Genomic DNA, 6,338 nt, shown 5'->3' on the forward strand with positions numbered 1-6,338 from the left:
CTACTTATATATTTATCAACTCCGGTCTTTTGAAGCTTTTGAATTCGCATGTGGCCGAATGGTCAGAATTCGTGCAACATTTGTCCAACAGAATAGGATAACGTGCATGACGATCATGCAGCAAGGAGGTACGGAATGTCTCAACAATTTTCTTACACCCCAGGAGGCTCACCCGAGATGGATGACTTGAAAGATCCCCACTTTTATGAGGAGCAGCAGCAGCGGAATTATCCGCCTGGCCCCCCTTACGGAGTGCCGCCATATCCCCCGTATTTTCAACAGCCGCCCAAGAAGAAGTGGCTGGCTATGCTCCTTTCCCTGATGATGCCGGGAACCGGACAGTTTTATGTGGGGATGATGCAGCGCGGATTGTTTATCATGATGCTCGTCATGATGGATATCTTCGCGATTGTGCTTTTCGCGACCCGGGATGAAGGAACGAACGTGGCGATGATCACGTTGTTCTCGCTTATTCTGCCTGTTATTTACTTCTACAACATATTTGAAGCCCTTCAGCTTACGGATATTGTAAACCGGCGCCGTTTTTACGGAGAATCCGAGGAATTGACCGACCCTCTGCAAAAGCTGGCCAAAGGCGGAAACTTGGGCATCCTGCTGATCACAGCAGGCGGATTTCTTTTTCTGGCCAGCAGCAAACCGGTTTGGCTGGAGTCTTTCTTTAAGCTTTTCGGTTCTTATTTCGGAGCCATCGTTCTGATTGTCGGCGGAATTGCTCTTTTTGTCTGGGAAACGAAAAGAAAACAATAGATCGGGTGATCGGATTGATTAAAGCGGGCAGATTTACGGCAGCGGTGCTATTCGTCGCGGTTGGCGCATCGATGCTTCTGGACCGGACCGCAGGCACCCATATGTTGGGGCAGCTGATAAGATGGTGGCCCCTTTTGTTTGTGGCCGCAGGGCTGGAACTGATTTTGCTGCAATTCCTGTCTAATTCCAAGGGAGCGGCCGTCAGACTGGACCCGGTGGCCATTTTCTTCTCGGTGGTTATCTGTGCCGTTGTCGTCGGTTCCCAGGGATTGAGCCAGGGGCTGCTGTCCGGGATCAATCTTCAACTCGGATCGGTGCAGGGGCAGAGCTTTGACAAAGAACCGGAGGAGTTCGTACTGAATCCGGCAATAACCAAAGTTCACGCAGTCAACACGAACGGGCGGATTGAACTGACGACCGGAGACGTGGATGCCGTCCGGATACAGGCAACGGTCCGGGTGAATGCCGCCGATGAGCAGGAAGCCCGCAAAATCGCGGATGCTTCACATGTCGAGCAGAGCATTCAAGGGGCAGAATTAACGCTTAAAGCGGTTGGAGAAGAATATACGAAGGCCTGGTTTGTCAAAAATAAAGCGAGAATAGACATTACCGTTACGCTGCCGCGTACAGCATCTCTGGATTATCTGGCCGAAACGGAGAATGGCGCCGTTCATGCGGCGGGCCTCCGGACTCTAAACCTGTTTTCCGCTCATACGAGCAACGGTTCGGTGGAATTAACCGATATCCAGGGTCATGTAGAAGCGGTTACGGCAAACGGCAAAATCAGCGTCAGCTCCATATCGGGAGCCGTCAAGGCGCAAACCGTCAACGGCGAGGTCGTTATCCGGGAAACCGGAGCCGGCGTTCATGCGACCGCCTCCAATGGCAAAGTCACCCTTTCCTCGGTGAAGGGAGACGCGGTGGCGCGTACCGATAACGGCAGCGTTAAAATCAAAGATGTCTCCGGACACGTTCAAGCGGAGACCGAGAACGGTTCGGTACGGCTCGAATCCACCGAAATGGCCGGAGACTGGCAGGCCAGCACCAACAACGGCCGGATTGCGGTCCGTCTCCCCGCGGGAGCGGGCTTTAAGGTCCAAGGCTCCGCAAGGGCGCTTCGGACGGGACTCCCTATCTCGCTGGAGGAGGAAAAATTGAGCGGTACTGTGGGAAGCGGTGAACATGTTCTTGCGATCCGGACGGATGGCGAGATTTCCCTGGAAACCGTAAATTAAACGCATGACGCCTTCATCAGGCGTTGACAAGTGCAATTTCTCACACGTACAATAGAAGAAAGGTTGTATCTGTGTCCACCGAGTACACAGTACTGCCCCTTACTAACAGGTGGTGAGAATCATGTCCGAACATTTGGAAGAAGCGCTTGCCAAACTTAAAACGACAGGTGTTCGCATGACTCCGCAGCGGTACGCGATTTTGACGTACTTGTTCGACTCCTTCAACCACCCTACGGCTGATGAGATTTACAAGGCGTTGGAATCCAAATTTCCGAATATGAGCGTGGCCACGGTTTACAACAACCTGAAAGTGTTCATAGACGCGGGGTTAGTCCGGGAATTGACCTACGGGGACGATTCCAGCCGTTTCGATGCCGATCTGTCCGATCATTATCATGCCCGCTGCCAAAGCTGCGGCAAGATTTCCGATTTTGATTACTCGCCCATCGTTGATGTAGAGCACGTTGCAGCTCAGCAAACCGGCTTTAGGGTAGGCGGACACCGGCTTGAAGTCGTCGGGCTTTGTCCGGATTGTGCAGGAAAGGCGACGCATTGATTCGTCGTTTTCAAACTTCCATACACGTTATTACGCGAACGTATTAGCCGCTCTTCGTTATCGGGCGCGCCGATACGTTTTTCTTTTTTTAGAAAGGATGTGCAGAAGCTTTTGAAGCAGCCCTACATGCGCGGATCGAAGCGCAAAAAGAGTCGGCTCGGTTCTTTTATTCTCTTGCTTATCATATTGGCAGCCATCGCTTATCTGGTCATGAATCGGCTGCCCAATAACAATCATATAACGCCTTTCTACGCAAAACTGGACAAGCCGGTCTTCTATCAGGGGGAAGCTTACGAAGGCTCCGCCCTGGGGTCCAAAGAGGCAATGAAACTTCCCTTGGGACTCATTGCCGAATGGATCGATCCGGCTGTCCGCAGCGAGGCTTCCGGCAATTCCGTTATTTTGACGACGGAACAGGCCGTAGTGCGGCTTCAGGCCGACAAGGCCTCCGCGTCCCGGAATCTCAAAGAAATCCCCTTGGCATCGCCCATGATCAAGCAGGGAAAAGAGTTCTACGTACCGGTTTCCGTTCTTAAGGAACTGTACGGTATAGAAGTCAGGGAGGATGCGGCAACCGGCGCTGTATCGCTTTTTAAACCGGGAGAGAAAATCCGTTGGGGAACGTTTCGCGGAAAGGAAGGGGGCGAACTGCGCAGCGGCAGTTCGGTTCGTAATCCGATCACAGGTAATTTGGCGGATGGCGAGCGTGTCATGATTTGGGGGGAACAGAACGGCTGGTATAAAGTTCAGCAGACCGGCGGACGGGCTGGTTTCGTTAAGGCGTCTCTAGTGAGCGAAGAAAAGGGAGAGGAGATTTCCGAATTTCAGCCTCCCGCCGCGAAGTCGCGATGGAAACCCCAAGGCAAGCTCAATATGACATGGGAACATGTCGTTACGGCGACGCCCAAAACGGCTTCCATTCCTGAGATGCCCGGCCTCAATGTCGTGAGTCCTACCTGGTTTCATCTCACTGACGAGAAAGGAACCATCAAGAATCAGGCCGACCCCGATTACATCAAATGGGCGCACAGCCGCAACTACCAGATTTGGGCTCTTTTTGACAACTCGTTTGAACCGAAAATGACGGGCAAAGCATTGGGGAGCTACGAAACCCGGCTGAACATGATCAACCAGCTTTTGTCTTTTACAAAACAGTATAATTTGCAGGGCATCAACATTGATTTTGAGAACATGAACAAATCGGACGGCCCCAATCTGGTCCAGTTCGTTAGAGAAATGGCTCCGCTGCTCCATGAGCAGGGACTGATTCTGTCTATCGACGTTACGGCAAAATCGGGCAGCGATGCCTGGAGCCGCGTATATGACCGGCCCGCTCTGGCCGCAGCCGTGGACTACATGATGCTCATGGCCTATGACGAGCACTGGGCTTCGAGTCCGAAGTCGGGCTCAGTCGCGTCTCTCCCGTGGGTGGAGCGTTCTCTCAAGCAGATTCTGGATGAAGACAAAGTCCCGCCTTCCAAACTCGTGTTGGGTATTCCTTTTTATACGCGCATATGGACTGAAGAACAGAAGGATGATAGTACGAAAGTCAGCTCGAAGGCAGTATTTATGGAGAAGCCCCGCAAGATTATCCAGGAAAAAGGCCTGACGCCCGAATTCCATGAGGACACCGGGCAAAATTATATCGAATACAAAGAAGACGGAAAACTTAACCGGATCTGGCTGGAGGACGAAACTTCCGTTAAAGCCCGTCTGGAGATTGTGAGTAAATACAAATTGGCGGGGGTTGCTTCATGGCGACGCGGTTTTGAAGAACCGGCCATATGGAAGGTCATTGCCGATGCCCTGCAGTAGGATTAGACCTTTGACTTTATTTCGGGCAAGTTGAAAATCTTCTCTTGAATGAACGCACCGCTCGGATTCATTAAATTCTTACAAAAAAAGCTGTCATCCGTAATGGATGGCAGCTTTTATGCATTAATTTTTAGATGAGTCGATTGAGGTCGGTGCGGAACCGATTTCCTGCTTGCGGATAGTTCCGTCATCTGCGTTTTCGGCCTCCGCGGGTGCCATCGAAGGGTCGACTGTCAAAATCGTCTTGCAGAACATGCAACGATCCGTTTTGCCGATCATTTTCGTCCTTTTGCCGCACTCAGGACAATCGAGCGCCACGGCGGAGGTTGACATCATGCCCGCCCAGAAGTAAATGGCCATACTTCCGAGCATGCTGATCATCCCGAGAATCAAGAAGATAACGGCAATAATTCGCCCGGCGGTGCCCCAGTCGAACACGACTCCGGCCAGGCCGATGATCATAATAAGCATGCCGCCCATGGTCAACAGCAGACCCCATAAGCGGAATTCATTGATTTTACTTGATTTTAAAAGCAACGGTGTTCCCCTCTTTCTACAGGCATTTTCGGAATTAAAACACAATTCGTTCTCATGTAAGCAGGAAACGGCTGAGGAAAGTAGAATTACTTTTCTAACGAACGAATGACGGCTTCGGAACCCGACGAATACTCTTGCGAGGAGGTTATCTTAGCGTGTATTTCCGGGACTCCGTTACAGCGCGGTAATTCGTCTCGCTATCCGCAGCAGGTTGCTTTCATCACAGAAGGATGTGCGATCCTTCTGCTGGTTACTACCAATCATCCGGACACTTACAACTCCATACATCATTATATAGAAGACAATCATCGTATACAAGGAAGATGGTTGAATTCGTCCGTACTTGAACAGGGCTGCTGCAGCGATTAGATCGAATATCGTTAACGGTCTTTTGAAAGGGGAGATCCGATTGGATCGTCAATTGTATTTGGAAGACTCTCGGGAGCGTACGCTTTCTCTGCCGGAAGAGCTGCGCGACCGCCAGCTGCTGTCGGAATTCTCGCTTTTTCTGAACAAGTATTTGAAGAGCAAGTCCTACATACTCGAGGAACATATACTCGACGCTTATCAGAACGTGCTGGAAGCTTTGAAACACTGGGCGCGCATTGTCATCATCGAAGAGGGGGAAACTGTCCAGGAAGCGGTCTGGAATCAGGTTCGTCCAATAAACAGCGGCGTGTACAAATTATATGAAGAGCTGACTACGAGCAAGGAAACGCTGAAGCAAAGAATCCAGCTTGTCCTTCTGGCATGCGAATTTTCCGTGATGTCCAAAATGGAACGCTGCTGCAAGCCGCTGATTCAGCTTCTGGACTCGAGACCTGAGCCGTGGAGTGTAGAAGAACTTCTGGAGCGGTCCGAAATTCAAATTCTAGGCAACAATCTTCAGCAGCTTCTTAACAAGCTTGTCAAAAAAACATTGGTCAAAGAAGTGGCTGTTCCGGCAGATGCGGAATGTTCCAGCCTCTTGCTCCGGTATACGCTGTTCAAAAATTAACTTCAACCGCAACGGGTTGGGGAAGTCAGGCGGCCCGTAAAGGCTGCCTTTTTCTTTTTTTGAAGCCCCAAGCCGTTGTTAAATAAGGCATTAGGGTCCGTCATGTTTTTCCAATATGCAAAAGGGTTGACTTCATAACTGGTTTCATGGTAAATTAATTTTCGCCCCTTCGGAAGGCAAGTTGCTAACTAAGGACAAGCCGCTAACATCGAATGGAGCGCTTGAAAAAAAGTTCTTGCATTACTAACTTCGAATGTGGTATAGTAGTCAAGTCGCCGCCAAACGAGGCAATGCGACAAAGAACGATAAGAACTTACAAATTGTCCTTTGAAAACTGAACAACGAGTGATTGAAGCGTCTCGAGAAATCGAGACATTAATGAGAAGAAATTCTCGTCAGCAACGAATTTTTGAGCTTAATCAGCTTGAGA

At 50.4% G+C, this 6,338-nt stretch carries 6 protein-coding genes; 5 read left to right on the forward strand and 1 reads right to left on the reverse strand.

Features of this window, described 5'->3' with window-relative positions; genetic code table 11:
• The first annotated feature begins 177 nt into the window (after nucleotides 1–177).
• The 4 genes from AC58P5_RS23375 (at nucleotide 178) to AC58P5_RS23390 (ending at nucleotide 4,374) form a co-directional block, all read left to right on the forward strand.
• Entirely contained in the window at nucleotides 178–768 is a 591-nt protein-coding gene (locus AC58P5_RS23375) for a hypothetical protein (protein ID WP_497390874.1), read from the forward strand.
• A gap of 5 nt (nucleotides 769–773) precedes the next feature.
• Nucleotides 774–2,003 (forward strand): DUF4097 family beta strand repeat-containing protein, encoded by a 1,230-nt coding sequence (locus AC58P5_RS23380; RefSeq protein ID WP_497390876.1) that lies wholly within the window; start codon nucleotides 774–776, stop codon nucleotides 2,001–2,003.
• Between the two features lie 121 nt (nucleotides 2,004–2,124).
• On the forward strand, nucleotides 2,125–2,559 hold the full coding sequence (locus AC58P5_RS23385; protein ID WP_009671384.1) for a Fur family transcriptional regulator: 435 nt from the start codon (nucleotides 2,125–2,127) through the stop codon (nucleotides 2,557–2,559).
• A gap of 111 nt (nucleotides 2,560–2,670) precedes the next feature.
• A complete protein-coding gene (locus tag AC58P5_RS23390) occupies nucleotides 2,671–4,374 on the forward strand; it encodes a glycosyl hydrolase family 18 protein (protein WP_497390878.1) in 1,704 nt (567 codons plus the stop codon).
• A 123-nt stretch (nucleotides 4,375–4,497) separates the two neighbouring features.
• Here AC58P5_RS23390 and AC58P5_RS23395 read toward each other — a convergent pair whose 3' ends face one another.
• Nucleotides 4,498–4,911 (reverse strand): DUF2614 family zinc ribbon-containing protein, encoded by a 414-nt coding sequence (locus tag AC58P5_RS23395; RefSeq protein WP_497390880.1) that lies wholly within the window; start codon nucleotides 4,909–4,911, stop codon nucleotides 4,498–4,500.
• Nucleotides 4,912–5,320: 409 nt separating this feature from the next.
• On the opposite strand from AC58P5_RS23395, the gene AC58P5_RS23400 reads away from it, so the two are divergent.
• Nucleotides 5,321–5,908 carry a hypothetical protein gene (locus AC58P5_RS23400; protein ID WP_497390882.1) on the forward strand — a complete coding sequence of 196 codons (588 nt, stop codon included), beginning with the start codon at nucleotides 5,321–5,323 and terminating at the stop codon, nucleotides 5,906–5,908.
• Nucleotides 5,909–6,338: the final 430 nt, after the last annotated feature.

The organism is Paenibacillus sp. JT31N7 (assembly GCF_059692095.1).

What these genes read in the sequence shown, in the direction of transcription:
- AC58P5_RS23375 (WP_497390874.1), top strand. Translation starts at nt 178, where the DNA reads ATGGATGACTTGAAAGATCCCCACTTTTATGAGGAGCAGCAGCAGCGG.
- AC58P5_RS23385 (WP_009671384.1), top strand. Translation starts at nt 2,125, where the DNA reads ATGTCCGAACATTTGGAAGAAGCGCTTGCCAAACTTAAAACGACAGGT.